The organism is Sphingobium soli (assembly GCF_020782245.1).
In the GTDB taxonomy this organism is placed as follows: Bacteria; Pseudomonadota; Alphaproteobacteria; order Sphingomonadales; family Sphingomonadaceae; genus Sphingobium; species Sphingobium soli.
The window spans coordinates 130,745-155,267 of the sequence record NZ_JAJGNP010000008.1 but is presented as its reverse complement, the minus strand read 5'-3'; the positions used below and the strand labels follow the sequence as shown (position 1 = coordinate 155,267).

Sequence of the window (24,523 nt, the reverse complement as noted above, 5' to 3'; positions counted from 1 at the left end):
GTGACACCCGAAACATAATCCGCAGACGGGTCACTTCTCGATGGAAAACCCGGGTCACTTCTCAGTGGAAATCAACATCACATTCAAGCGTATGCAGGAGCTTCGCCCTCGCGTTCAGTCCGTGCTGGACGACCTGCTCGATAAGATCGAGGTGGGTGGGCAGCCTGCCGATCTGGTCACCGCGCTTGCCGGGCCGCTTCCATCCATCGTGATCTCTTTGATGCTCGGCGTGCCTGCCGAATATCACCGGGACATGGAAGCATTCGGCGCACAGAAGAATGACATTACTGCCGTCCCTTCCGTGCCGGCTGAAGCCGCGCGGCAGATGGGCATCATCATCGACCGGATTTTGCGAGAGCGGGAAGCAAATCCTGGCGACGGAGAGGATTTGCTAAGCCGGCTCGTCATCGACCAAATCCTGCCAGGACACCTTTCCCACCAGGCGGCGATCAGCATGGTGTCGCTGCTCTATCTCGCAGGGCATGAAACGACCACCAACCAGATTACTTTGGGGATCGTGACGCTTCTTCGCAACCCCGATCAATTGGCTAAGCTCAAGGCGCAGCCTGAATCCGTGGCACGCGCCGTAGACGAAATGTTACGTTTCAATTCGATCGTGCAATATAATTCTGCCAGGGTGGCTACTGCCGATGTGGAGATAGGTGGCCACACCGTTAAGAAAGGAGAAGGTGTTTACGCTTTGATAACGGCGGCCAATCACGACCCAGACGTTTATTCTTATCCAGATTGCTTCAATGTGGAACGCGATGCTTCCAATCACATGGCATTTTCGTTTGGCATACATCAATGCCTGGGTCAGTCTCTTGCTCGGATGGAACTGGAGGTCGTGTTCGGAACGCTCTTCAAGCGCTTTCCTGCACTGAGCCTCGCTATCCCGTTCGAGGACCTGGAGTTCAAGAACGAGCAATTGGTTCACGGGCTTCGCGCTTTGCCGGTCCGTTGGTAGATTTTGCCTGCTCCGAGGAGCGTTGACGGACGCAACTCCTTTAAAAGGCAATATGCACAGTTAAGAATGCGTCATCATCGGGACCCTGTTCATGTCGGTTGCCCGCCCGGTGGGAATCTTGCAGGATCTTCAGGGACCGAAGATTCGCGTCGGCACGCTGCACGATGGTCCGCGACAGGTCGAACCAGGCGACCGGGTAGTTCTGACCCTCGACGGCGCGGACGGCACGATCATCTTGCCCCACCCGGAGATATTTGCGGCGATTGCACCCAGCCATCAATTGCTGATCGACGACGGCCGGATACGGCTCGAGGCGGAAGAGTGCCAGAGTAGCTCCATCACGGCGCGGGTTGTGGCTGGCGGCCGCACTCTGGAGCGCAAGGGAGTCAACCTGCCGGACACGGTGGTCGATCTGCCCGCGCTGACAGCGAAGGATCGGGTCGATCTTGAATTCGGCCTGTCTGTGGGCGTGGACTGGCTAGCCCTGTCCTTTGTCCAACAGCCCAAGGGCCTGATCCAGGCCAAGGCGCTCATTCAAGGACGTGCCGGGCTGATCGCCAAGATCGAGAAGCCATCCGCACTCGACAGCCTGTCGGAAATCGTGGGAGAGGCCGATGCGGTGATGATCGCGCGCGGCGATCTTGGGGGCGAAATCACGCCAGAAGACGTGCCTGGCCGGCAGAAGGAGATCATCCGCCTGTGCCGACAACTGGACCGCCCGGTGATCGTTGCGACGCAGATGCTAGAATCGATGATCACTACACCTGCGCCGACCCGTGCCGAGGCATCGGATGTGGCGACTGCCGTCTATGACGGAGCGGACGCGGTGATGCTGTCGGCGGAAACGGCATCCGGCCAGTTCCCGGTAGAACCGGTTGCAATGATGGACCGCATCATTCAGCGCACCGAAGGGCACCCGTTCTACGCCGCATCTTTGAGCGCAACCGCGCCAGAGGCAGACACCTCCAACCGAGCGATCGCCGCGGCTGCGGTTGACCTCGCAAACGCGCTGAAGGCGCCTGCGATCGTCGTATTCTCCTCAACCGGCGCATCCGGCCGCCGGATCGCCTCCCGCCGCTCCCCCCGGCCGACGGCGCTACTGACGACCAATACCGCCATTGCACGACGCATGGCGCTGGTCTGGGGTATCCGCCCGCTGGTCGATGCCGAGGTCACGAACCATGATACGGTGCCGATCATCCCGGAAAAGGCTGCCTGGCAATTGGGCCTGCAGGACAGCGACCACAGCATCGTCGTGGTTTGCGGCTTCCCGTTCGGCGTGCCCGGCACCACGAATCGCATCCGCGTGATTCCTTTGTCGGCACATGAGACCACGTTCGCCGCCTGATCCGACTGGGTAGGGTCAGCGCCTGACCGCTGACGCTGTGCTAGCGCCGTATTCGACCCGGATCGATCATACCGCCGGTTTCGCGTTGGGTAATGCTGGTCGCCGGCGCTACGTAGCGCTGAAGATCCATGTGGCACGTGCATCGGGTGTGGGCCAATCCCCGGCTGAGAGTAGTCGGACACTCCGGTCGTCCGCACAAGCGGTCGTGTTGCCCTCGAAGGTGGAAGGCGCTCGTCAGCAGCATTCCTGAGCCAGTCCGTCCGGGCGAACTGCGCGAACCCCTTCGCATTCTGGATGTCGCTCTTCCTCACGTTCACTGATAGGACGCACTTCGCGGTTCCTAGGGGCAGACTGGACTGAGAAGGCACGTTCAAATGCGTCGCCACTACCCGGTGCGACTATCATCCGGATTCTGACATAACCCCTCGGCTATGGCCCCACGGAAACCCGGCTCCATGACGGAGTTCGGCCAGCGGCGGATCATACTTGCGCTACGAACTCCTGAGCGGTGATGGCGTTAGCGTAAAAGGGCGCGATTTCGGTTACGAAATTGTCCTGCTGCTTGCGAGTATAGCCGGCCGACGCGTCATAGATGACGTTGATGTCGTAGCCGAGGTCGTGCGCGTTACGCATCGAGGATTCAACGCACTGGCGCAGCGAAAAGCCCGACAGGTAGATCTCATCGATGCGGTTGTTGCGCAGATAACCGTCGAGCGTGGTGCCGACGAAGACGCTGCTGCCGCCGGCACGCTCGCGGACGACATGGCGGGCCTCTTCGAGGATGATCTTCGAATTGGCGACGGCGGTGTCGACCTGCTCCCGGTCCTGAAATGCCGGATAGATGCCGCCTGTCGGGGAGAGCCAGTCGTTGACATATTCGATCAGGATCAACGCGCTCCTGGATGCGTCGGTCATGAGGTAACTCCTGGGATGGTGATAAGGCTCAGGCGGCGATCATCGCGGCTTGCTGGCGCAGGTGGTCGCGAAACAGGTCGGGATAGGTGTCGATCGCGGCGTTCTTGACGCTGGATCGCTCGGCGAGCGCCGCGCGCCACGCCGTCACACGTGGCAGGCCAGCAAAGATCGGGTCCGCCACTTGCCTGTCGATGATCCCGAAATAGCCGAACAGCGGAGCGTAGACCGCATCGATCAGACCAAAATCCGGCCCAGCGAAATAGGGGCCGTTGCCCAGTTCCGCCTCGACCTTGCTCAGCCGATCACGGAAGGCCGCTCGCTTGGCGTCGGCGGCCGCCATGTCCTTGGCGTGAAGGAACTGCCAGCCCTCCGTGAAGGTCTGGGTAGCGAATTCGATCCAGGCGCGGTGCCGGGCGCGCAGCAATGCATTGTCGGGGTACATCGCCGCGCCACCTTGCGTCTCGTCCAGATATTCGCAGATTGCCACGCTTTCGAAGAGGATCGCATCCTCACCGTGCGGCTGGCGTACCTTCAGCACCGGCACCTTGCCTGTGGGCGACAGGGCCAGAAACCAGTCGGGCTTGGCCGCCAGGTCTACATTGACCCGGTCGAACGCCACCCCCTTTTCGAGAAGGACGATCACGGCACGCTGCACGAACGGGCACAGCGGGTGGCTGATGAGAGTAAGGTTTTGCTCTGTCATGACAGGACCTTCATGTGTTGAAAACGGATCAGAGCGACTGGCCGCCCGATACGTCGAACGTTGTGCCGGTAGCCCAACCGAGATCGTCGGACAGGATGGCGGCGACCGCGCCACCGATATCGTCGGGCTGGCCGACGCGGCCAAGCGCGATGGTACCGGCAACAAAATCGTTGATATGCTGGTCGTCGCGCACCCGGCCGCCGCCAAAGTCGGTGGCGATGGCACCCGGCGCGATCGCGTTGACGCGGATCTGGCGTGGACCCAGCTCGACGGCCATGAACTTCGTCAGCGTCTGAAGTGCCGCTTTGGCAGCGGCATAGAGACCATAGCCTGCCATCGTCGTGCGAACAAAGGCGGTGGAGACGTTCAGGATGCGCCCGCCGTCGACGATCAGCGGCAGCAGCTTCTGGGTCAGGAACAGCGGCCCGCGCAGGTGCATGTCGACCATCTGGTCGAACTGGTCCTCGCTCGCGTCGGCGAGCATTGTATAGAGGCCCTCACCGCCGTTATTGACCAGATAGTCGAACTGGTCGGTGCCGAAGGTCGTCGTCAGCGTGTCGGCGACCGTCTGCGCGAAGTCTGGAAAGCTTGCCGTGTCGGTGATATCGAGCGCCAGCATCGCTGCCTTTCCGCCCAACGTTTCGATCTCGTCGATAAGTGACTGGGCTTCTGCAGCGCTGTTTCGGTAGGTGCCGATGACACCCACACCGCGCCTTGCGAGGTGCAGCGCCATGTTGCGACCGAGGCCGCGGCTGGCTCCCGTAATGATTGCGATCTTCTGAGACATTGCAACGTTCCTCGTGGTTTTGATTTTTCGGACGGCACGCCGCTGAGGCGTCGCGTTCGCTGCCATTCAAATAGGCGATCGGTGTGCCCGACGCCCCGCCTGATGCTCTCAATTCCTTGCCTGATTGTCTCAGGATCTTTGCGGACGTGAAGATTGGTGTCATAGTCTTTGGCATGACCGAAAACCTGCAGCCCCTTCGCGATCTCGCGCTCCGCCACGGCCGGACCGGAACGACCCTGACGCCAATCCCGCGCTTTGAAATCGGCGTAGGTCAAGCGAGTTCGGGCACGTCACCATGCCTCTACCGCTCGATGATCTGCTTCATTCTGCAGGGATCGAAAGAGGTGGCCATTCACGACGAACTGCTGCGCTACGATGCGTCTCAGTATCTGGTCAGCGCACTTGATCTGCCTTTGAGCGGGCAGATCCATGATGCTGACGGCGGCAGTCCTTATGTGGCGGTTTCGTTGGTCCTCGACCCGGCGCTTCTCGCCGAGGTCGCATCGACGATGCCGGCGGTGCGCGATGCGGACACGCCTGACAGCGGTATTGCGATCAATCTGATGACGCCGCTGCTGCGCGACACGCTGCTGCGACTGCTTGCGTTGCTCGACACGCCTGCGGATATCCCGGGGCTCGCGCCGATGGCAGAACGCGAATTGCTCTATCGTCTCCTGCAAGGCCCACAGGGCCGACTGTTGCGCCACATCGCCCGCCCGGAAGGCGCAATCGGCGGCATCCGCCGCGCGGTCGAGTTGATTCGCGACCATGGCAACAGGCTGCTTCGGGTCGAGGCGCTGTGCGAAGCCGCCGGCATGAGCCGGGCAAGCCTGCATCGCCACTTCGTCGCGCTGACCGGCCTGAGCCCAATCCAGTATCAAAAGCAGATTCGCCTTCAGGAGGCGCGCCAATTGCTGCTCGCCGGCGACCGTAGTGCCTCCGATGTCGCCTATGCGGTCGGCTATGAAAGCGCCTCCCAGTTCAGCCGCGAATATCTACGGCAGTTCGGGGCGCCGCCCGCGCGCGACGTGCGCAAGCTCAGGCAGTCAATCGACAATCAAATGATCAATTAGTCGGCCGTCAACTTCGAAGCTGTTGGCTCCAAGACTGTTCAAGGGAACCGGGGGCATCGCGAAGTGGTGAGCCTCGGCGTGGGACTTTCCCGTTGACCCTCTCTGGGAGCGAGAGGCGCAACGTCATCCGCCTTAGTCGGGCATCGTTTTCTCGCCGATCCATGCCCGCGTCTCAGACAAAACTTCGGCCGACAGCTCTGGGTCATCGATCGACCGGGAGAGGATGAGCGCGCCGACCATCGCGGACCAACTCCCGATCGCCGCCCGGCGCCGCTGGGCAGCGTCGACACCGGGCATGACATCGGTGAGCGTGTTGATCTGCGAGCCAAGGACCTGTGCCATGGACGCGCGTGCCTCTGGGGCCTGCTGCCGCATGAACCCCGCAAGGGCAGCCATTGGGCAGCCCAGATCCGGATGCTCACGATGGAGTTGCGAGAGATAGGTGTCGATCCAGGTTCCAAGGTCATCGATCACAGATTGGCTGCCGATGGCATGAGCGATGGTCTGGGCGACTAAGTCGTCCTTTGACTGGAAATGTCCGTAGAAGCCGCCATGGGTCATCCCGGCAGCCTTCATCACTTCGGCGACGCTCACGGCTTCAAAACCCTTCTCGCGAAACAGCCGTCCCGCCTCTGTCAGGATGCGGGTGCGGTTCTGCGCCTTCTGCTCCTGGGTTACCTTCATTTCACGCTGTCTCCGCTCGGCATTGACATTTTGATGACGACCATCATATTTAAGTCCAATGATGACACTCATCATTAATATAGTTTCGATGCTACGAAAGGGCAATGCCATGACCGACAAGCCAACCGTCCTCATTACCGGCGCCTCCACTGGCATCGGAGCGGCCTATGCCGAGCGCTTCGCGCGCCGTGGTCATGACTTGGTGCTGGTCGCTCGCAACACGGCGCGAATGGAGGCGCTGGCCGACCGTCTGCGGCGCGACACCGGCGTTACGATCGACATCGTGGCGGCCGATCTCGTCGATCCGGCAGAGCGCGCAGTGGTCGAGGCGCGGCTGCGCGACGACGCGCGGATCGGAATCCTCATCAACAATGCCGGGGCGAGCCTGGCGGGCACCTTCCTCGACCAAACCGCTGACGATATCGACAGGCTGGTGGCGCTCAACACGACCGCACTCGTGCGCCTTGCCCACGCCGTCGCCCCCCGCCTTGCGCAAGCGGGTGAAGGCGCGATCGTGAATATTGGCTCCGTGGTCGGCCTTGCTCCGGAATTCGGCATGCCGGTCTATGGCGCGACCAAGTCTTTCGTGCTGCACCTCTCACAAGCGTTGAGCCTCCAGCTCGCTTCCCAGGGCGTCTATGTCCAGGCTGTGCTTCCGGCGGCGACCCGCACCGAAATCTGGGGACATGCGGGCGTCGATGTCGACACCCTTTCAGGCGTGATGGAGGTGGACGATCGGGTGGACGCGGCGTTGGTCGGCTTCGACCGGCGCGAAATCGTCACGATCCCGCCACTTCATGATGGGGGACAATGGACAGATTTCGAGGCCGCGCGTCAGGCCATGATCCCCGGTTTCGCGCAGTCCCGGCCCGCCGATCACTATCTGGCGAGCGCGTGAGAAGCCGTAGAATCGCGCAAACGCATTCAACGCATTCGAACGGAAACTGAGACAATGACCGATACCGACCTGTTTAGCCCTTACGACCTTGGCGGACTCATGCTTGCGAACCGCATCGTCATGGCGCCCTTGACCCGCAACCGCGCGGGGGCGGGCCTCGTGCCGAGCCGATTTGCGGCGGACTATTATGCGCAGCGTGCGAGCGCCGGGCTCATCATCACCGAGGCGACGCAGGTTTCGCGGCAGGCCCAGGGTTATCAGGATACGCCCGCCCTCTACACGCCCGAACAGATCGCAGGTTGGCGCAAGGTGACCGACGCGGTCCATGCCAAGGGCGGCCGCATCTTTGTGCAGCTCTGGCATGTCGGGCGTGTCAGCCATGTCGATCTTCATGACGGAGAGGCGCCGGTCGCGCCATCGGCGATTCGTGCCGAGACCAAGACGTTCGTTAACAATGGTTTCGTCGATGTGTCCGAGCCGCGCGCGCTCGAAGCGCACGAGATACCCGGCATCGTCGAGGATTTCCGCAAGGCTGCGGCCAATGCAATTGTCGCCGGTTTCGACGGCGTCGAGGTCCATGGTGCGAACGGCTATCTGCTCGATCAGTTCCTCCGCGAAACTGCCAATGTCCGCACGGACGTCTATGGCGGTTCAGTCGAGAACCGCGGCCGGTTACTGATCGAAGTGACCGCCGCCGTGGCGAGCGAGATCGGCGCGCAGCGTACGGGCGTCCGCCTCTCGCCGGTGTCGCCGGCCAGCGGCATCGTCCTGTCGAGCGACGAGCTGCCGCAGTTCAATCATGTCGTGGAAGCGCTCGATGGTCTTGGCATCGCCTATATCCACGTCGTCGAAGGCGCGACCGGCGGACCGCGTGATGCGACGCCCTTCGATTTCGACGCATTGAGGCAGCGCTTCCGCAATACCTACATCGCCAACAATGGCTATGACCTTGAACTGGCGAAGTCACGCCTCAGCCAGGGCAAGGCCAATCTCTTCGCCTTCGGGCATCATTTCATTGCCAATCCCGATCTCGTCGAGCGTTTCAAAAGCGGTGTGGCGCTCGCGCAGATGAATCCGGCCACGATCTATGGTGGCGGCGCTGAGGGCTACACCGATTATCCCGCAGCGATCGTTTCAGCTGACGCCTGATCTGGAGTAGAGCATCATGAAGGCCTTCATCCTCGACCGCTACGGCAAGAAGCAGCAGTTGCGACTGGGCGACGTGCCGGAACCCGTGCCTGGCCCCGAGGACGTGCTGGTCGAGGTTGAGGCAGCAGGGCTCAACCCGCTCGACTCCAAGGTCCGGGATGGGGCGTTCAAGCCGATCCTACCCTACAAGCCGCCACTCGTCCTCGGCCATGAGCTTGCGGGCATGGTCGTCGCGATCGGCGCGAATGTACGGCGCGTCAAAATCGGTGACGCCGTCTATGCCCGCCCCCGCGACGGGCAGATCGGCGCCTTTGCCGAACGCATCACCGTCAAGGACGCCGATCTGGCCCTCAAGCCCGCCAATCTGACGATGGCGGAGGCAGCGTCGATCCCGCTGGTCGGACTGACCGCCTGGCAGGTGCTGGTCGAGCGCGCGCAGATCAAGCCGGGTCAGAAGGTGCTGATCCATGCCGGATCGGGCGGTGTCGGCACATTCGCGATCCAGCTCGCCAAGCATCTCGGCGCCACCGTCGCGACGACGGCAAGTGCCACCAACACCGCGATGGTGAAGGCGCTCGGAGCGGATGTCGTCATCGACTATCGCAGCCAGAAGTTCGAGGAAGAGCTGTCGGGCTACGACCTCGTCCTTAACAGTCTCGACGCCGCGACGCTGGAAAAGTCGCTGAAGGTCCTGAAGCCCGGCGGCAAGCTCATCTCTATCTCCGGCCCCCCCGACCCCGCCTTCGGGCAAGCTCAAGGTTTGAACGCGGCGCTGCGGCTCATGCTGCGCCTACTCAGCGCGGGCATCCGGCGCAAGGCGAAGCGCGCGGGCGTCAACTATTCCTTCCTCTTCATGCACGCGGACGGAGAGCAGTTGAGCCGGATCACCAAGCTGATCGAAGAGGGTGTGATCCGCCCGGTGGTCGATCATGTCTTCCCCTTCGAGAAACTGAACGATGCGCTCGGCCATATCGATACCGGCCGCGCCAAAGGGAAGGTCGTCGCCACACTGAAGTAACGCCATACCCAAAAACACGGATTCCATCATGATCACCCACATGCGCAACGCAGGCTGGAAGACAGCACCCAAGGGCTTGATGGAGCGGGCTCCTTCTCATGCAAAAGCGCGAAACCTCCTCTCTGATTCGCGAACGACATCTCCGACTCGCCTCGCTGCAAGTCTTGGATATATATAGGTTCGAGTGCGGCATGGTCAGGAGGGGACGGAGCGCGATCGCGGAGGCGTGCATGGATGACGACAGCCGGTTTGAACAGCTGAGCGACCGACAAAGGACCTATCTCAGGCTTGTCTTCGATCTCTGCACGTCCGCTGAAATCGCTTACAGAACAGGCAGTTCCACCGCCACGATCGACAAGCAGCTTAACCGCGCCTGCAAGAAGCTGGGTGTTGCCAGCCGGGTCGATGCAGCGCGCCGTTTTCATGAATATGAAGAGCGGGTACAATCTTTAGACCCTGGGGGTAAAATTAATTCTCCTTCCCAATCAGATGGTTCGGCTTTCTCCTGGCCCCTGCCGAGCAAAGTAAGGCCGTTCAAAATGTTGACGCGGCAGCAGATATTGGTCTGGATGGCGATCGTCGCGATCGTCACTCCGGCGGGCATCACGGTTGGGGCAATGGTCATCGTCACGATCGCTCTTCTTCTCGGCGCTTATCCATGATGGGCGATGATGCCCGAGGAGATGATATGAACGATCTGTCTAAGTCGAGCCGCCTGGCAGCAAGTGATCTGCGCCGTGCCGAACATTCGATCCAGAAGGCGACGCGCGATGCCGCGCAATTTCTGGTCACCACGCTTGAACTCAACGAGACGCACGGATTGTCGCCGACATTCGCGCAGGCGACGGTCAAGGCCACCATCGGCGCCTTGTCCGCCCTCGCCGAAAGCCAGCATCAATTGGGTTTTCGTGCGCATGTCGCCATCGAAAAGGCCGGACGCGCGCTCGGCCTCACTGTCACCGACTGGGGGGTGGGGGATCCCAAGCCTGCGGTTGTGATCGAGCGGGAGCGATCTGCGGCTTAAGGATGCATGTCTGGGGAGAAGGGCTATCGTCTGTCTCATGACGATCTACCTTCTCCTCGCCATCGCCTATGATGTCACTCTGGTGGCGGTCTGCCTCTATGCCATTATAAGAGGTGGCCGCCCGGAACGGTGGGGCGCCGCGATCAATTTCACCGGCTCCGCCTTGTCGAGCGCGATCCGCCTGCTGGATCTTGCGAGTTGGGCGCCTGCTGAGATTGCCGTGCTTGCCATCGATCTGGGCGTGGCCATGGGCTTCTATCATCTGGCCGCTAAGACGAGCCGGTTCTGGCCGATCTGGCCGATCTGGGCGGCGGGCTTCGCGCTCGCCAACCTGTTCGCCAGCATCGCCGGCACGTTCCTGCCGGGCAGCACGTTGCTCGCCTATGCAAGCGGACAGGGACTCTATGCCTACGGCGCCCTGTTCGTCCTTGCTCTTGGCACCGCACGGCTGCCCGTCAATGCCGATGGTATCACGAGATCAGGAGTAAGACCGTCATGTCAGGCGCGGACGAACATGACCGGATCAGCGTCAGAATCGACCTCCCAAGACGCTTCGTCGAAGCCGTGATCCTCGCCTCCAGCCGGGAGGCGCGGGACAGGCCCAGGGACCGGGAGCGGCTGGCGCGCATCATGCTGAGGAGTCGTGAGCGCCGGAAGCATAGCTTTCCTTCGGTCATCTTCGGAGAACCCGGCTGGGACATGATCCTCCAACTCTATGTCGCCTGTTGCGCGGGCGAGGTCATTGACGTCTCCGGGCTGTGCGGCTGCGCTGGCGTGTCGAAGACCACCGCGCTGCGCCATCTCGACCGACTTGTCGCGCAGCAACTGGTCGAGCGGCGGGGCGATAGCGCGGACGGGCGACGAATATTCGTGCAACCGAGCAAGGCGCTGCTGGAACAGACCGAACAATGGCTTGATGGGGCAATCCTGTCCCTCGATATCGGGTCTTCCTGACGATGGCTGAGCGCATCGATAAACCCTTGATGGATAAACCGGCGCGCAAAGCCGTCCTGCCCTTACGCTCAACCTATAGGGCTGACGTCCGCAGCACCATGGTGGATCCTCAGCTGAATATTGGCGCGATACATGCCCCGGGTTCGGGCGAGAAACGGCGATGACGCGATCTATTGCCCGGCGACCTTGGCCGCTTGACCGTTATGGCGACGCCGGGAACAGGCGATCATGGATTGATCGCGCGGAAATCGATGCCCTGTTCGCGATCCGGCACGGCCAAGCTTCTAGACAGCAGGCCCCGATCGTCGAGCGCCATATTCTCCGGGTCGATCCGCCGGTCATGCTACTGGTAGCGGATGCGGGCCGCCCGCCGCCGCCTCAGACCGATGCCTCGCGATTTTGTGGGCAGACCGTCCTCGGCCGATCCCTTGCTCACCATCTTCTGGCCGGCATCCAGCGATCCATCAATCTTGCCCGTCTGCGCGGTATCGGCTCCTCAGACAGCTTCCAATGCGTTCGATCTGCTCGATTTACCAGTCGCGGTCTCCGTGCTGCGCGATGCGCGACATCGCGAACATGTGGTTATTGCCGACGGTCCGCGGCATATCCGTCTCGAAGCGCGCGGTGCCAGCCTTCTCGACGGGCCGGTGCGGTTGGCCTATGATCTTGCCGATTTCCGAAAGCTCCGCGTGAGGCTTCATACGCTCAGTCGACTGGAGGCGCTGGTCCGCCTGCGACGGTTGCCGGCCGGGCTCTACGGTCGTGATACCCTGGCCGCTCGATGGCTACTGGCGCTTGCGGCCTGGGAGATGAAGCAGGCTGGCGCCTCCCAGATCGAGATCGCCATCGCCCTGTTCGGCGCGGCGCAGATCGATGGAGATAGCATGGATCGGATGCGCAAGCGTGTGGCGCGGTTGATCGCGCTTGCAAAGAGACGGATGAACGTCACCTATGGTGGGCAGTTTGCCGTAGTGTGACGTTTGGATAGCATGGGACGACGCTTTTTTGGCTGTTGCCGTCACGGTGTCTGCGTCGGTGTGATGTATCGATCGCGGGACAACGGTACGGCCATAGCTGCCAGGCCGAGCGGATCGCGACGCCGATACCCGCTCCATATATTGTCCGACGGCGGTGACTGAGACCGTTTTCCAGGCCAATGACGAAAGGACGGCAGATGCGAGACGAACTTTTTGCGATGACGACGGCCCTGGCGACGGTATTCAAGGAATTGGGCGAAATGCTGGAGCAGGCGGGTGTCATGCTGCTGGAGACCTATTCGGAAAGGTTCACTACCATGGCCGTGAAGGCCCAGGAGAGCGGCGAGGATCAGAGCCGCTATCTGGCGATCTGGGCCTATATGCTGCTCGATACGGTGCGTAATCGACCGAGCGAGCCGTCGCTCAACTGACCTCTTCGCATCCGCTCGGCACGGGTCGGCTTCAATGGACGGGGGCATTGAGCGCGTCTGGACGCAGATGACGTGGCAAAGCTGCAGGGCGCGCCACGCGCCTCCAGCCCGTGAAGGGGAGCCTCTTGTAAGGTGCCGGGAAGCACAGCCCTGGTCGATGACGGAGCGGTCGCCCTCTGCGGGTTTGGTTAGGCGTGCGCAAGGCCTCTTGTCGGCGCAGAACGGTTTGATACCCCCCGGGGCAATATGCGCGATTATCCCGGATGGTCGGATGTCGCCTTCTTACTCCGGGGTTTGCGCGTCGGTTTCGGCGCTTGTGCTACCGGTTCGCTCGCGGTGGCATGTCTCGGCTTGCGTCCAAGGCCGATAGCCTTGGCGAGCGTTCGCCGCTGCTGGGCATAGGCCGCAGCCACCATTGGATAGTCTCTCGGCAGGTCGAAGGCTTCCCGGTAGCTCGCGGGGGTATAGCCATTGAGCGAGAGATGCCGCTTGAGCATCTTGTAGGATTTGCCGTCGATCATGCTGACGAGGTGATCGGGCTTGATCGACGCCCGGATGGACACGGCGCCCTTGGGCTTTTCCTCCTCGGGTATAGCAGGAACGCTTAAAGCGCTCAGTGCACCATAGACATTCTCGATCAGGCCAGCGACGTCGGTGGTCGAGACGCTGTTGTGGCTGACATGCGCGGATACGATATCGGCGGTAAGGGTGATCAGCATTTCGGTTTCAGCGGCCACAAGTGTCTCCATTTTGAAGTCGCTCGTAACGGCGACGCAGGCGAGGCGCCATCTTCATTATACGTATCTTTCTGTCTGAACAGGTCGACACGCATAGCGGAATTGGTCCGAGGGGAGGGGCTGTCAGGCTGCTCTCTGTGCCATGCTGGGCTGCTATTGTTGGCTTGAGGTAGGGCCGTGGCGATACTGTTCTCATGGCGCCTCCGGCCGTCGGCCGGATCGCGCTCTGCTCCGCCGCTAGAGGGCGGCTCCGTCGAGCCGGCTGCGCCGTCTCGATCCTGGCGGACGACGATCGCTGGCGCAGGACTTGGCGGTCGGACGGCGTGTTCGGGCGGGCGGCGACCTGGCCGATAAGACCGGAGTGACAGCTACGCTAAGGAATCGCGCTGACGCGCGATGGGGTATCTTGGAGCCGGTGATCCCATCGCGCCCTGCGCCGTCTCCCAGCGTCCCTGGCGTGCCGCACCGATTTTCAGCGGCAAGAATTGCGTCGGAAGGAAGCTGCGCTAGGCGAAATCGGGCCGGTTTTCTGTCTGAAGCCAGCGGCTGCACCGGCCCGATTTCACCAAGCTGCGCATAGACCTTCCTCCCGTGCTTCTTGCCGCCAAGAAATCGGCACGGCCCTTGGGACCCTGCGAGGACGGCTCCGGGTGCGATGGGATCAGGGGCCAGCTCCGCTCCCGATTCCTGTCAAAGCAGGATCGGCCGCGTTTCGCGGCCGATGCGTTTTCGCCTTTTGCTGGGCCGCTGGTCGCGGCCCCTGATGGATGCTCGGACTCACCGGGTACGATGGGTTTTCTGTCAATAAAACAATGCGTTACCTATTATGCCTATAATGCTGTATAAGTATAACTGTCAGAGGGAGTGGTGAAATTCCCATGATGGACAGTCAACTTGCAATATTGGAGCCATTGTCATGAATATCGGAAAACTTGTCCGCGGCGATACAGGTACCGTTACCGGTTACATCGCCGAAGCCAGCTTTGATTTCGACGCCATCTTTCTTGAGAAGGTCGCATCGGACAATCCCCGCGCCCCGCTCTTCAATATGATGACCAAAAGTCCGCGTGGACGCGACGTGCGTCTGGGATCGATCTGGGAACGAGCCGCCAAGGAGACCGGCGAAGTCTATTTCCGAGGCTATATCGAGACCGCCAAGTCCGGCTTGATCTGCCCCCTGCTGAGTGGCCCAAAGACTATGATAGTCTGGACCACGAAAGGGACGATGAATGCCGAGCAAGAAGCACAAGCCGGAAGAGATTATCGGCAAGCTGCGTGAAGTTGAGATTGTGCTGGCACAGGGAGCGAGCACGGCCGAAGCCTGCCGCCGGATCGCGGTCAGCGAGCAGACCTATTATCGCTGGCGGAAGGAATATGGCGGCCTGAAGACCGATCAGGCGCGGCGGATGAAGGATCTGGAGAAGGAGAACCAGCGTCTTCGCCGGGCGATCTCGGACCTGACGCTGGACAAGCTGATCCTGCAGGAGGCAGCCAAGGGAAACTTCTAAGCCCCGCGCGGCGGCGACGCTGCATTGATCATGTGCGACGAGAGTTTCCGGTATCCGAGCGACGGATATGCCGGGTGCTGGGTCAGCATCGATCGACGCAGCGCAAGGTGCCGCGCGGGGCGGATGACGAGCAGGCGCTGACGGAGGACATCATCGCACTGGCAAAGCAATATGGTCGATACGGCTACCGCCGGGTGACGGCGTTGCTGTGCCATGCGGGTTGGACGGTGAACCATAAGCGGGTCGAACGGATTTGGCGGCGTGAGGGGCTGAAGGTTCCGCAGCGCCAGCCAAAGCGCGGGCGTCTATGGCTCAATGACGGATCCTGCATCCGCCTGCGGCCGGAATATCCGGGACATGTATGGGCCTACGACTTCGTCGAAGGGCGCACGCATGATGGCCGCAAGTTCCGCATCCTGACCATCATCGATGAGGCCAGCCGGGAGTGCCTGGCGCTCGTCGTGGCGCGTCAGCTCAAGCATGAGGATGTTCTGGCGGCCTTAGCCGACCTGTTCACCTCGCGCGGCCCTCCGGCACATATACGATCCGATAATGGCAGCGGGGCCGAAGGCGAGCGCAGCACAATTTATCGCGACAGCCGTCCAGCAATGGCTGGGGCAGATCGGCGTGAAGACGCTCTACATCACACCGGGATCACCATGGGAGAATGGCTATAACGAAAGGTTGGGCTTCGCCCGGCCTGCGGCTCAACGGGTCGCTTCGCGACGAACTGCTCAACGGCGAGATCTTCTACAGCCTCGCCGAAGCCAAGGTGCTGATCGAAGCTTGGCGGCGGCATTACAACAGCGTCCGCCCGCATAGCAGTCTGGGATACCGACCACCGGCACCGGAAACGGCGACACCGCCATATCCGGCCTCCGGTTCCGCTTCGCTCCACCTCCGTCCGGATATGGCGGCGATGGGCTTAATCCACTAACAAACCAATCGGTCCACTCGGTGGGGGCAGATCAGATCAGCAAGGGCAGCGACCAAAGGCGGAGATTCCGCCGGCACCGCCCCCGCAGCCGGTGCCGGCCGCGCCGGCCATACCGGACGCTGCGCCGCTCCCGGCCGCGCCCGCCAGTCCCACCCATGAAGGAGTAACCGGACAATGACCCGGCCAAAAACTGAGATCGCCATTCTGTGCGCCTCGACGCTGGCGCTTGCCGCCTGCGCGGGTAAGACGCCGCCGCCCGCAATCAGCTATGACGCTGCCGAGTTCCGGCCCGCCAGACAAGAGGCCGAGCCGCCCCGTCCGGTCGAGATCGTCGAACAGCCGGTGCCGCTGCCGCTTCCCGGCCAGCTTCAGCCCCCGCCATCGGTGAAAAGCGAGACTCGCGCGCCCACCGCGCGGATCGAGGCCGCGAACCGGGCCGCGACGCGCGAGCCGTCGAGCACGGGCTACATCAACGCGGTGCAAGTCTATCCGTGGACGGAAGGGGCGCTCTATCGTCTGTATACCGCGCCCGAACGGGTCAGCGACATCGCCTTGCAGGCCGGTGAGAAGCTGGTCGCGGTGTCGGCCGGTGATACGGTCCGCTGGATCATCGGCGATACTACGAGCGGCGCGGGCGATGCGGCGCGCGTGCATGTCCTGGTGAAGCCCTTCGCCCCCGGCCTTGTCACGAACATGGTCATCACGACCGACCGTCGCGCCTATCACTTGGCGCTCGAAAGCACCGACGCGACCGCGATGGCGGCGATAAGCTGGACCTATCCGCAGGACCGGCTGGTGGCCTTGCGCGGCCAGAATGCCCGCGCCGAGCAGGTAAGGCCGGTGGCGGAGAATGTCGCGCTCACCAATCTGCGGTCCCGCTATGAGATCAGCGGCGACAGCCCTCCGTGGCGGCCGGTCCGTGCATGGGACGATGGCACGAAGGTCTATATCGAGTTTCCCGGCCGGCTCGATCAGGGCGAGGCGCCGCCATTGTTCGTCGTCGGGCCGCTGGGTGACACGCAACTGGTCAACTACCGCGTCAGCGGCAACCACTACATTGTTGATCGCCTGTTCGCGGCGGCGGAGCTTCGCCTTGGCGAGAGGCCGCAGCAGGTCGTGCGGCTCGCCCGCACGGACGGGAGGACGCGCAAATGAGCGCCACCCCGATCCCGCCCGTCGATCCGGACGCGCCGGAACCCACAGGACCCGCAGCGCCGTCTCCGGAATCTGCCCCGCCGTCCAAGGCTCCACCAGAAACCCTTGTGCTGCGTGCGGCCCCGCGCGGTGTCGTCCGCTTCCGGCGCGGCGTCATCATCGGCGGCGCGGCCGCCAGCTCGCTCGCCATCGCCAGCGTCGCCTGGATGGCGCTGGGGCCGAAGACGCTCCACATCGTCAGCGCGGCCGACGAACGCGCGGTCAGCGACCGCAAGACGCCCGCCGATGCGGTTGCCAACCTTCCCGGCAATTATGGGGAGGTCGCGCCCGGAACGCCGATCCTGGGCGCTCCGCTCCCCGGCGATCTCGGGCGACCCATTCTCGATCGCCAACGCCAGCTTGAGGCTGGCGGCGACATGACCGGCGACAGCGCAATGCCGCCCGCCATGACGCCGCAGGAGCAGGCTGCCGAAGCCGAACGCCAGCGTATCGCAGCGCAGGCGGCTCAGGCACGCGAAGCCGGAGTCATGGTGCAGTCGTCGGGCCGCGCGGCGGCAGCGGTCTCCGCCCCAGCGGAAGCGAAAGTTGCGAGCGCGATCCCGGCGACAGGCGAACCAGCTCAAACAGGTCGGCTCGCGCTGGACCCGGAGCGCGATCAGAACAACCAGCAGCGCAAGCTGGATTTTGTCGGGCAATCGGCATCGGGCGGCATCTACAATGCCCATGCGCTCCAGACCCCTGCTTCGCCATATCAGGTGATGGCAGGCAGCGTGATCGCGGCAAGCCTGCTCACTGGCCTCAACTCCGACCTTCCCGGCATGGTCGTGGCGCAGGTGACGGAGAATGTGTTCGACACCGTGACGGGCCGGACGCTGCTGATCCCGCAGGGCTCGCGCCTGATCGGCAGCTATGACAGCGTTGTGGCGTTCGGGCAGAGCCGTGCGCTGCTGGTCTGGCAGCGGATCATCCTGCCCGACGGCAGTTCCATCCAGATCGACAATCTGCCCGCGACCGATGCGGCGGGCTATGCCGGTCTGTCGGACAAGGTGGACTACCATAGCTGGCGCCTGCTCAAGGGGGTCGCGCTCTCGACCCTGCTGGGCGTTGGCACCGAGATTTCCATCGGGGACGACGAGAGCGACCTTGTGCGGGCCATTCGCCAGTCCACCCAGCAGTCCGCCAATCAGGCAGGCCAGCAGATCGTCACCAAAAATCTCAACATCCAGCCCACCATAACCGTCCGCCCCGGATGGCCGCTTCGTGTGATTGTTCACAAGGATTTGGTCCTTCGGGCGTGGGGCGGGCGCTGACAGGAGTATCCTATGCTGAAACTCGCAAAGCTCCCCGACCGCACCCCGGTCAAGATCGGGATCACGGTCACGCCCGACCTTGCTCATGCGCTTGCCGATTATGCTGCGCTATACAACAGCGCTTATGCCGACAAGGCAGAGGTGGCAGATCTTATTCCGGCCATGCTCGATGCTTTTATCGCCAGCGACCGGGCTTTTGCCAAAGCGCGTAAGGAAGCGGAGGCGACGCCATGATGCGCCGTCGCGTGATCGGTCGGTTCAAACGGTCGAAGCAGGGCGGATGGGAAGGCGAAATCACTACGCTCTCCCTCCAGCGCCATATCCGCTTGGTGCCCAATGACGACCGGGTGAACGACAGAGCACCCGCCTTCCGGGTGATGCTGGGCTGGCAGCAGATCGGCGATGCATGGGAACGAACATCACGCAGCGATCCCCCGCGTGGTTATTGGCGGGTCAGGATCGATGATCCGCTATGCCCGATCAATGGAGTACTGTTTGCGGATGAGGAGAAGGGGACAGCTCATCTCACATGGGAGCTACGATAGTCATGATCCGCAAAGTGAAATCGGAAGATTCGGTCTATGCCTCGACCGATATAGTCGTGACGTCGCCACTCGCTGTACGAGTTCCACAGGCCGTTGCCATGCTCGGGATCAGCCGGTCGAAACTTTATGAATTTATTCAGTCGGGAGAGATCGAGATCGTTAAAATCGGGCGCGCTACGTTACTCCCGGTAGACGGTCTTGGACGGTTCTTAGAGAAGCACCGAAACATCAAGAATCCTGACGCATAAAGCGCGTCCGGCGCACCGGGCGACATCCGTTTTAGTGGCGTTGTGGGATTGAGCGGAGGTATAGCTGAGCTTCGGCGTGCTTGGGCACCACCTTGGCATCGCTCTTTTTTGGAGTTCTGCGAGTATTTCGGGCGCAAAATCAAGGACCATGCTCATGATCATCACAGACTGACCGCAGATGAGACGATCTGCCGATCCTGAGCGGCTGGCCCGAGAAATAGGAACGGCTTGTCAGTGGTGGGATCTACATCGATTCTCTCTGTGGATTTGTTCCGCGCCGAAAGGCTTGTTGAACAATCAGAATGTTCTCGAATAATCGTAAAAATCGATCACTGCCGTCCAGCGACGTCCGGGTAAATTCATGGACGATGTGTGGACCAAATCCACCACTTGGCGCAAAAAATATCTACTAAGTCATTGATTTTGCTGGTGACCCCTACGGGAATCGAACCCGTGTTTCAGCCGTGAGAGGGCCGACACCCGGACATCGGGTGGCCACCCGCCTGAAAAGGTCGAGCATCGTCCGATGGTCAGCAAGGTCAAACCGGAGGATTATCCCGATCGCGCGGGATAAGCAGAGTGGCTGTTCGTCTATGAAAGCGACGTCATCATGCTGCCGCTGAAACTCAGCATCAGAGTCTAGCGATCAAGGCGTGCATATCCGTATCAAGCCTGACCTGCGCAGGGCCATCGATCAACCAACACTCGCCGGCGCGCCATGGCCGGCCATCGATTGAACCAAATCCGGAAATCGGCGTAAACCAGGTTTCGGCCTGCTCGAACTGGAGGGTATCGCCCGCCTTGCCAATCCTGCTCTCTACAGCGAAGGGGGCGACGAAACGGTCGAGGAGGACGAGGTCCGCCGTTGGCGCGACATGCTGCTCATTCAGGGCATAGGGTTCCGGCCGGCTCACCGAAATTCCGTCATCCAGATGCAGTGCCCTTGGCCGGCCATAATCATATAGGCGGTAGGTGACGTCGCTATTCTGCTGAATTTCAACAAGGGTAATGCCGCTGCCGATCGCATGGATGGTGCCAGCCGGGATATAGTAGAAACTGCCGGGCCTCACCGGCTTCCAATCAATCAGATCCTCGATCGATCCATCCAGAGCCGCGGACCGCAAAACATCATGGCTGACAGGACGAACCAGGCCTATTCCCAGCCGGGCGTCCCCTTGCGTTTCGAGCACGTACCAGCATTCGGATTTTCCGCTGCTCAGCTTTCGGGCGCGGGCTTGATCATCATCGGGATGAACCTGGATCGACAGCCGTTCGCTGGTGAACAGATATTTGACCAGCAGGGGCTGGTCGCGATCCTCCGGGCCGATAAACCAGACCTCGCCAATGCGCTGGCCGGCAGCCGCTTCATAGAGCGCGGGAATATCCTTCCGGCCCCAAGGCTTCTCGACGATATGAGGGGTCAGTCGATGGGATGTCACATGAAAGCCTTTTCCTGCGCCGCTATGGCCAGGGCGATGGTCCCCAATGGTCCCGCCTGGTTTCCCAGTGCCGGTGCGACGATATAGGGCTGGTCCATCGGAAGAGCCATATAGCCATTCAGGCTGTCGCGCAGCGCCCCCTCGATCCTTTCAAGCAGATGGGGCTGGTGCGCCAGCACCCCGCCCCCCATGGCGATGCGCACAGGTCCTGCGGTGCAGACAAGGGCATGAACCATTTTGGCCAGACTGTCGACAATAGGATTCCACACAGGATCGTCGCGCGCAATATTTTCAGGGGAGCGACCTTGGAGCCGGGCGATGACGGCGGGACCAGAGGCGAGCCCTTCGACGCAATCGTCATGATAAGGACAAAGACTGGAAAAGTCGTCGCCGGCCATAGGCGGAACGCGAATATGACCCGCTTCGCTATGACCTATGCCGCGCGTAGGGAAACCATGAACGACCAAGCCAACGCCGATACCCGTCCCTACCGTGACATAGGCAAAGTCCCGCAAGCCCTGCCCGCTGCCCCAGTGAATTTCAGCCATGGCCGCGCCGTTGACATCGGTATCGAAGGCGCAGGGGATGTTGAAGGGCCTCGCCAGCGCCTCAATAAGGTCAGTGCCTGGCCATCCCGGTTTCGGTGTCGCCAGAACATGTCCGTAGCTGAGCGAACCAGGGTCGATATCGATCGGACCGAATGCCCCGATCCCCAGCGCGTCAAATCCTCTGCCATCATGCCATTCTTGCAGGACAGCTACTATCGCCGACAACGTGTCTTCAGGCCGCCGGGTGGGGATCGTGCGTTGGTCCAATATGTCGTCTGGTCCCGACGCGAGGGTGCAGATGCATTTGGTGCCGCCAAGCTCGATCCCGGCATATCGTCGCGTGGCAAAAGGCGGCGCGGCGCACTTAGTCAAACCAGCGCCCCTTTGGGTTCAGTTCAACAAGACCTGCCAGTGTAATTGAGGCAGAGGCGGCCGTCACCGTCCCCATGTGCCCGACCAAACAGAAAGAGATCATTCGCCGACCCTAGGCATAGAGGCAGCATCGCGCAATGTGCGGGAAGGAGCCCCAAGCATCGGACACCTCAGGGCCGTCCCGCTGCGATGCTGCAAAATGATAGTCGGTTCCTGATATGAAGATCCCTCAGTCTCGGCCGAGTTGCGCCTTCAACGCGTCGATCCGTTTCGAGGCGTCCGCCTTGCTGAGCGTGGCGGCAGGCGGCTCGACCCCCGCCTCTTCGCACAGGGTCGTCAGATAGGACGCCTGTGCGCCGGTCATGGGGTCATCGCCCGATACCCAGGCATCGGGATCCTTTTCGGCATTCGAGCCGGGATGTTCGTCGAGTTTCGGATTATCGAAAGGTTGGGTCACGGCTACGGCTCCATCGTTCCTATTTTGTTCTAGGGAAACGTGGCTTCAGCCCGAACGTTCCCGCTGTCATTGCGTCACCCGGCGCAGCGGCTGCGTAAGACAATGGATGCCGCCGCCGCAGGCTGCGAACTGCGAAATATCGACTTCGGACACCTCATAGCCAGCGCCGCGCAAGATGGGCGCGACCACACCATCCATGCGCGCAACAATGCGTCTGTCGCCCAGCGAAAGAATATTGCAGTCCAGCGTCGATGCCACGCTGTCTGGCAAAGATATGATGGAAATGCCCCGTGCCTCTACGGCGGCCAGAAAGTCAGGGTCCAAAAGGTCGATGCAGGCAATCGCTTCTTTCTGGTCGACCATGCAGAATATGGTGTCGAGGTGCAGATTGTCGGCATGAAAGGGGCAAATGAGCACGTCCCAGCCCGCAGCCCGAAATGGGGCGGAAAAATCATCGATCCCCGCAGCCGTGCTGCGTTCACCTGACATGCCGATCAGCAGGAGACCGTCGCGGGCGACGCAAATGTCGCCGCCTTCGATCGTGCCTGCTCGAACGCTTCGCACCGGCGTGTCAGAGGCGCCAAGAAACTGAATCAACCGGTCGATTTCAGGCTGGCGGTGAGGGATGGCCGGATTGAGCGCCACCATACCCCAGGGCGTGGATACGCCGACATCGCGTGTAAAGCACATATCCGGGAGGGCCGGATCGGCCGTCAGCATATGACACCGTACGCCGGAAGTCTCGAGCAGGCGGACAAGTTCGGCATGCCGACGTTGCGCCTCGTCGATACTGGCAACGAACCCTTGCGCAATATTGTGACGCGTCACCGCGCAGCAGGGAACAGGCGCCAGGAAATGAGGCGGGCACATCAGCACGTCGGTCAGGCGATCGGTTTCGCCCCGGATCGAATAGGGCGTTCGCGTCATGGCAAATGGGGCGGCGGTCGCTCCCAGGAATGGGTCGAAATCCAGTTTCATGCTGATCTCCTGAATGTCGTAAACACCCAGCCTGAAAGCCGCGTTCCGGACAGATATGCGCTATCAAACTTAGGTTAGACACTTTCCGGGCAGGCAGAAGGTCCGTCCGGATCGCGGCCCTGCTGCCGATCCATGGCCCGCATGATCGGCGTGACGCTCAGGCCGTGCAGCAGGATGGAAAGCAGGACAACCAGGCTGACGATCGCCCATAGACGCTCGCCCGATCCAAAGCCGCCCGCGTTGATCGCATAAGCAAGATAATAGAAGGATCCTACCCCCCTGATTCCGAAGAAGGCGAGCGTCATCTTCTCGCTCCTTTCGGCCGGCAGGCCGATCAAACCGACAAGACCCGCGGCGGGGCGCACCAGAAGGATGATCGCGATCGCGGCCATCAGGTCCACCCATTGGAGCGACTCCAGCAACCCGCTGACAAGCGCGCCGCCAAAGAGGATTAGCACCACCATCATCGCCAGCCGCTCCACCTGTTCGGTCAGGGCATGCATCTCGCGCTGGAAATCATGGTCCCGATGCGAACGGCGCAGGGTCAAGGCGGTAACAAACACGGCGAGAAATCCGTAGCTGTCCACCATTTCGGCAGCACCATAGGATATGAGCGTCGCGGCTAGCGCGATCAGCCCGTCGCCGGTTTGCGCCAAGCGATTTTTCGCGGGCACATGGAATGTCAGCCAGCCAAACAGGCGGCCGATGATCCAACCGGCGATCAATCCGACGCCGATCTCCCAGAGGACGTCGTGGAGCAGCCAGTTGCGGAACCACGGCTCGTCCGAACCAGCGGCCACGGCCGCCAGCGCAATGGCGAGATTGACGAAAGGGAAGGCCAGGCCATCATTTAACCCGGCTTCAGATGTCAAACCGAAGCGGACCTCGTCCTCTTCGCCGCTTTTGGGCGGTCCAACCTGTACGTCGGCCGCCAATACCGGATCGGTCGGTGCGAGGCAGGCGCCCAGCAGCAGGGCCATAGCCAGCGACATGCCGAGCCCGTAAACGCCGATGAGCGTGATCGCTGCGATCGAAAGCGGCATCGTGATGCCCAATAGCCGCCAGGTGACGTTCCAGCGCCGCCAGCTGAAAAGCCGGTCCAGCTTCAGCCCAGCCCCCATCAACGCAATGATGACCACGAACTCGGTCAGCCGCTCTGCGACATCGGGCAGGATGGTCGGCAAAGGTCTGAAGGTGATGGGGGGGATAAGGAATATTGCGGCGCCAGCGGCCATGCAGATGATGGGCAGCGACAGCGGAAGTCGCTTCAAGGCCAGCGGCAACCATGCGACGAGGGTTATCAATATACCCGCGCCGGTAAGCCACAGGATATAGGGTTCGGGGGAGGAAAGGCCGGGCAT

At 61.7% G+C, this 24,523-nt stretch carries 28 protein-coding genes, 1 tRNA gene and 1 pseudogene; 19 read left to right on the top strand and 11 right to left on the bottom strand.

Annotated features, from left to right (window positions below; genetic code table 11):
* Positions 1–121 precede the first annotated feature (121 nt).
* Positions 122–967: a cytochrome P450 gene (locus LL253_RS11775; RefSeq protein WP_228227277.1), complete on the top strand. Its 846-nt coding sequence runs from the start codon at positions 122–124 to the stop codon at positions 965–967.
* A gap of 91 nt (positions 968–1,058) precedes the next feature.
* Positions 1,059–2,315 (top strand): pyruvate kinase, encoded by a 1,257-nt coding sequence (pyk, locus tag LL253_RS11770; RefSeq protein ID WP_228227276.1) that lies wholly within the window; start codon positions 1,059–1,061, stop codon positions 2,313–2,315.
* Between the two features lie 480 nt (positions 2,316–2,795).
* Here the strand turns inward: pyk and LL253_RS11765 are convergent, their stop codons facing one another.
* Genes LL253_RS11765 through LL253_RS11755 form a run of 3 tightly spaced genes read right to left on the bottom strand, consistent with a single transcriptional unit; the run spans position 2,796 to position 4,720 of the window.
* Positions 2,796–3,230 (bottom strand): isochorismatase family protein, encoded by a 435-nt coding sequence (locus tag LL253_RS11765; RefSeq protein ID WP_228227275.1) that lies wholly within the window; start codon positions 3,228–3,230, stop codon positions 2,796–2,798.
* 28 nt (positions 3,231–3,258) lie between these two features.
* The gene (locus tag LL253_RS11760; protein ID WP_228227274.1) at positions 3,259–3,933 is read right to left on the bottom strand and encodes a glutathione S-transferase family protein; all 675 of its coding nucleotides are present in this window, start codon (positions 3,931–3,933) and stop codon (positions 3,259–3,261) included.
* 28 nt (positions 3,934–3,961) lie between these two features.
* On the bottom strand, positions 3,962–4,720 hold the full coding sequence (locus LL253_RS11755) for an SDR family NAD(P)-dependent oxidoreductase (RefSeq protein WP_228227273.1): 759 nt from the start codon (positions 4,718–4,720) through the stop codon (positions 3,962–3,964).
* Positions 4,721–4,803: 83 nt separating this feature from the next.
* On the opposite strand from LL253_RS11755, the gene LL253_RS11750 reads away from it, so the two are divergent.
* Complete coding sequence (locus LL253_RS11750; protein WP_228227272.1) at positions 4,804–5,793, top strand: AraC family transcriptional regulator; 990 nt, start codon at positions 4,804–4,806, stop codon at positions 5,791–5,793.
* A 132-nt stretch (positions 5,794–5,925) separates the two neighbouring features.
* Here LL253_RS11750 and LL253_RS11745 read toward each other — a convergent pair whose 3' ends face one another.
* Complete coding sequence (locus LL253_RS11745) at positions 5,926–6,588, bottom strand: TetR/AcrR family transcriptional regulator (protein WP_228227290.1); 663 nt, start codon at positions 6,586–6,588, stop codon at positions 5,926–5,928.
* On the opposite strand from LL253_RS11745, the gene LL253_RS11740 reads away from it, so the two are divergent.
* The 9 genes from LL253_RS11740 to LL253_RS11700 all read left to right on the top strand — a co-directional run bounded on the left by LL253_RS11740 (position 6,587) and on the right by LL253_RS11700 (position 12,928).
* Positions 6,587–7,375 (top strand): SDR family NAD(P)-dependent oxidoreductase, encoded by a 789-nt coding sequence (locus LL253_RS11740; protein WP_228227271.1) that lies wholly within the window; start codon positions 6,587–6,589, stop codon positions 7,373–7,375. The two genes, LL253_RS11745 and LL253_RS11740, sit on opposite strands and share 2 nt — an antisense overlap.
* A 54-nt stretch (positions 7,376–7,429) precedes the next feature.
* Positions 7,430–8,524, top strand: coding sequence for an alkene reductase (locus tag LL253_RS11735; protein ID WP_228227270.1), 1,095 nt, complete (start codon positions 7,430–7,432; stop codon positions 8,522–8,524).
* A gap of 16 nt (positions 8,525–8,540) precedes the next feature.
* Positions 8,541–9,542, top strand: a complete 1,002-nt coding sequence (locus LL253_RS11730) for an NADP-dependent oxidoreductase (RefSeq protein WP_228227269.1) — start codon at positions 8,541–8,543, stop codon at positions 9,540–9,542.
* A gap of 230 nt (positions 9,543–9,772) precedes the next feature.
* Positions 9,773–10,204, top strand: a complete 432-nt coding sequence (locus LL253_RS11725) for a helix-turn-helix domain-containing protein (protein WP_228227268.1) — start codon at positions 9,773–9,775, stop codon at positions 10,202–10,204.
* A gap of 26 nt (positions 10,205–10,230) precedes the next feature.
* Positions 10,231–10,566 (top strand): hypothetical protein, encoded by a 336-nt coding sequence (locus LL253_RS11720; protein WP_228227267.1) that lies wholly within the window; start codon positions 10,231–10,233, stop codon positions 10,564–10,566.
* A gap of 37 nt (positions 10,567–10,603) precedes the next feature.
* The gene (locus LL253_RS11715) at positions 10,604–11,134 is read left to right on the top strand and encodes a hypothetical protein (RefSeq protein WP_228227266.1); all 531 of its coding nucleotides are present in this window, start codon (positions 10,604–10,606) and stop codon (positions 11,132–11,134) included.
* Positions 11,131–11,520 carry a MarR family transcriptional regulator gene (locus tag LL253_RS11710; RefSeq protein WP_228227265.1) on the top strand — a complete coding sequence of 130 codons (390 nt, stop codon included), beginning with the start codon at positions 11,131–11,133 and terminating at the stop codon, positions 11,518–11,520. The genes LL253_RS11715 and LL253_RS11710 overlap by 4 nt, the downstream gene beginning before the upstream one ends.
* Before the next feature lie 428 nt (positions 11,521–11,948).
* A complete protein-coding gene (locus LL253_RS11705) occupies positions 11,949–12,497 on the top strand; it encodes a DNA -binding domain-containing protein (RefSeq protein WP_228227264.1) in 549 nt (182 codons plus the stop codon).
* 197 nt (positions 12,498–12,694) lie between these two features.
* Positions 12,695–12,928, top strand: a complete 234-nt coding sequence (locus tag LL253_RS11700) for a hypothetical protein (RefSeq protein WP_228227263.1) — start codon at positions 12,695–12,697, stop codon at positions 12,926–12,928.
* A 254-nt stretch (positions 12,929–13,182) separates the two neighbouring features.
* Here the strand turns inward: LL253_RS11700 and LL253_RS11695 are convergent, their stop codons facing one another.
* Positions 13,183–13,665, bottom strand: coding sequence for a MucR family transcriptional regulator (locus LL253_RS11695; RefSeq protein WP_323133410.1), 483 nt, complete (start codon positions 13,663–13,665; stop codon positions 13,183–13,185).
* 916 nt (positions 13,666–14,581) lie between these two features.
* Here LL253_RS11695 and LL253_RS11690 point away from each other — a divergent pair.
* The 7 genes and pseudogenes from LL253_RS11690 (at position 14,582) to LL253_RS11660 (ending at position 19,368) form a co-directional block, all read left to right on the top strand.
* A complete protein-coding gene (locus LL253_RS11690; protein WP_228227261.1) occupies positions 14,582–14,944 on the top strand; it encodes a DUF736 family protein in 363 nt (120 codons plus the stop codon).
* A pseudogene (locus tag LL253_RS11685) lies at positions 14,895–16,110 on the top strand (IS3 family transposase). The gene LL253_RS11690 and the pseudogene LL253_RS11685 overlap by 50 nt, the downstream one beginning before the upstream one ends.
* A gap of 174 nt (positions 16,111–16,284) precedes the next feature.
* Positions 16,285–17,265, top strand: a complete 981-nt coding sequence (trbG, locus tag LL253_RS11680) for a P-type conjugative transfer protein TrbG (protein WP_228227260.1) — start codon at positions 16,285–16,287, stop codon at positions 17,263–17,265.
* A complete protein-coding gene (locus LL253_RS11675) occupies positions 17,262–18,575 on the top strand; it encodes a TrbI/VirB10 family protein (protein WP_228227259.1) in 1,314 nt (437 codons plus the stop codon). The genes trbG and LL253_RS11675 overlap by 4 nt, the downstream gene beginning before the upstream one ends.
* A 12-nt stretch (positions 18,576–18,587) precedes the next feature.
* Positions 18,588–18,809, top strand: a complete 222-nt coding sequence (locus LL253_RS11670; RefSeq protein ID WP_228227258.1) for a DUF2274 domain-containing protein — start codon at positions 18,588–18,590, stop codon at positions 18,807–18,809.
* Complete coding sequence (locus tag LL253_RS11665; protein WP_228227257.1) at positions 18,806–19,120, top strand: DUF736 domain-containing protein; 315 nt, start codon at positions 18,806–18,808, stop codon at positions 19,118–19,120. The genes LL253_RS11670 and LL253_RS11665 overlap by 4 nt, the downstream gene beginning before the upstream one ends.
* Positions 19,121–19,122: 2 nt before the next feature.
* On the top strand, positions 19,123–19,368 hold the full coding sequence (locus LL253_RS11660; protein ID WP_228227256.1) for a helix-turn-helix domain-containing protein: 246 nt from the start codon (positions 19,123–19,125) through the stop codon (positions 19,366–19,368).
* Positions 19,369–19,795: 427 nt separating this feature from the next.
* On the opposite strand, the gene LL253_RS11655 is transcribed toward LL253_RS11660, so the two are convergent.
* The 6 genes from LL253_RS11655 to LL253_RS11630 form a co-directional block, all read right to left on the bottom strand.
* Positions 19,796–19,865 (bottom strand) — tRNA-Glu (locus LL253_RS11655).
* A gap of 135 nt (positions 19,866–20,000) precedes the next feature.
* Positions 20,001–20,807 (bottom strand): class I mannose-6-phosphate isomerase, encoded by an 807-nt coding sequence (locus tag LL253_RS11650; protein WP_228227255.1) that lies wholly within the window; start codon positions 20,805–20,807, stop codon positions 20,001–20,003.
* The gene (locus LL253_RS11645) at positions 20,804–21,727 is read right to left on the bottom strand and encodes an ROK family protein (protein WP_228227254.1); all 924 of its coding nucleotides are present in this window, start codon (positions 21,725–21,727) and stop codon (positions 20,804–20,806) included. The genes LL253_RS11650 and LL253_RS11645 overlap by 4 nt, the downstream gene beginning before the upstream one ends.
* A 229-nt stretch (positions 21,728–21,956) precedes the next feature.
* The gene (locus LL253_RS11640) at positions 21,957–22,184 is read right to left on the bottom strand and encodes a DUF3072 domain-containing protein (protein ID WP_228227253.1); all 228 of its coding nucleotides are present in this window, start codon (positions 22,182–22,184) and stop codon (positions 21,957–21,959) included.
* 66 nt (positions 22,185–22,250) lie between these two features.
* Positions 22,251–23,162 carry a dimethylarginine dimethylaminohydrolase family protein gene (locus LL253_RS11635; protein WP_228227252.1) on the bottom strand — a complete coding sequence of 304 codons (912 nt, stop codon included), beginning with the start codon at positions 23,160–23,162 and terminating at the stop codon, positions 22,251–22,253.
* 74 nt (positions 23,163–23,236) lie between these two features.
* On the bottom strand, positions 23,237–24,523 hold the full coding sequence (locus tag LL253_RS11630; protein WP_228227251.1) for a cation:proton antiporter: 1,287 nt from the start codon (positions 24,521–24,523) through the stop codon (positions 23,237–23,239).